This is a genomic window from Armatimonas sp., assembly GCF_031410135.1.
GTDB lineage: Bacteria > Armatimonadota > Armatimonadia > Armatimonadales > Armatimonadaceae > Armatimonas.
This window is the reverse complement of the sequence record NZ_JANNYP010000018.1, coordinates 1-1,343: the sequence shown is the minus strand read 5'-3', so window position 1 is coordinate 1,343 and position 1,343 is coordinate 1. Positions and strand designations below refer to the sequence as shown.

The following is a 1,343-nucleotide window of genomic DNA, read 5'->3' as shown; positions in this document are numbered from 1 at the left end:
GGGAAACATACCTTTGGATTAGACCGTTTTTTCTCCTCCCTTGCCCAGAAACCGGTCCCCGCAGTCGCTTTCTTCGCTCTGGCTCTGGTCAATGTCCAAAAACGACAAGCCTATACCCTGTCGGTCCAGCAAGTCGTCCGTACTCAGCAAGAGAAAGACGATGCCAAGAAAAAAAGAGAAGACAGAAAATCCAAAAATAACAAGAGAAGCGAATCTATCAAGAAAGCAGGACGACCTAAGGGAAGTAAAAACAAGAACAAAGAGAAGATCACGCTAAACCCGGAGCTTGCGCGCATCCTTCTCTGGACCCAGAAGCTTCTGGCGCTGATTGGTAAGAAGATTGCGTTGCATTACTTGGTTTTGGATGGGCATTTTGGAAATCATCCCTCCTACCTGATGACGCGCCAGTTGGGATTGCATCTCATCTCCAAAATGAGGCACGACGCTCAACTGTATCTTTTGCCAACAGACGCTCAGCAACAAGGCAGCCCTCGTCTGAGGTATGGCGATAGGCTCGATTACAACAACCTGCCGCTTGCCTCTCGGGTGTCGTGTGAGCAGGAAGACGACTATGAGCGTGAAGTCTATCAGATGCCCTGTCGGCACAAAGACTTTGCTGAGGTGCTCAATATCGTGGTGATTGTCAAGACGCACCTGGTGACAGGGCGTCGCGGACATGTGGTCTTGTTTAGCAGCGACTTGGCCCTAGAAGCCCTCTTGCTGGTGGAGTACTACAGCCTGCGTTTCCAGATCGAGTTTGAGTTTCGCGATGCCAAGCAGCATTTTGGTCTTTCTGACTTTGTGTGTGTTGGTGAGACCTCTGTCCAGAACGCAGTTGGCCTCTCGTTTTTCCTGGGCAATCTGAGTTGCCACCTTTTGGAGTGTTTTGGCGAGTCGTTTCCCCAGGCGGGTATTGCTGATCTGAAAAGTTACTATCGTGGCCGTCGCTACGCTCTGGAGACCTTGAAGTATCTGCCTTCAGCCTTGAAATGTCTTCCGGAGTTTGCGGATGGGATTGTTTGTTCTGGTGTGCTTTGGCGTCTGGAATCGGTTCTGAACCAGGTTTGTCGTCTTGGCTTGATCCATCCGGAAGGCAAGGCTACTTCTTGCCGGTCGTCGGCCTCAAAATCGGTCTCAAAAATGGAACTTTCGCCTTGAGATTTACTCTTGGCGACACGACGTATGCCTTCTGAAAAGGCAGGCTATTTTGGCGAAGGTATTGACCAAGCACAAAGAAAGTGTGCCATATTCGAACCCAAGATTTCCGTGCATCGAATGATTTTCCCACAATAGTCCTCCCGTCTCCATAGTTAAACTGTGCCCCTGTCGCGGAGCGACTTTGA

1 protein-coding gene is annotated in these 1,343 nt (G+C 50.1%); it reads left to right on the top strand.

The window, feature by feature from the left end; translation table 11 throughout:
* Positions 1 to 1,158, top strand: a 1,158-nt coding sequence (locus tag RMO15_RS00660) for a transposase (protein WP_309706907.1), incomplete at its 5' end; no start/stop codon positions are given.
* Positions 1,159 to 1,343: the final 185 nt, after the last annotated feature.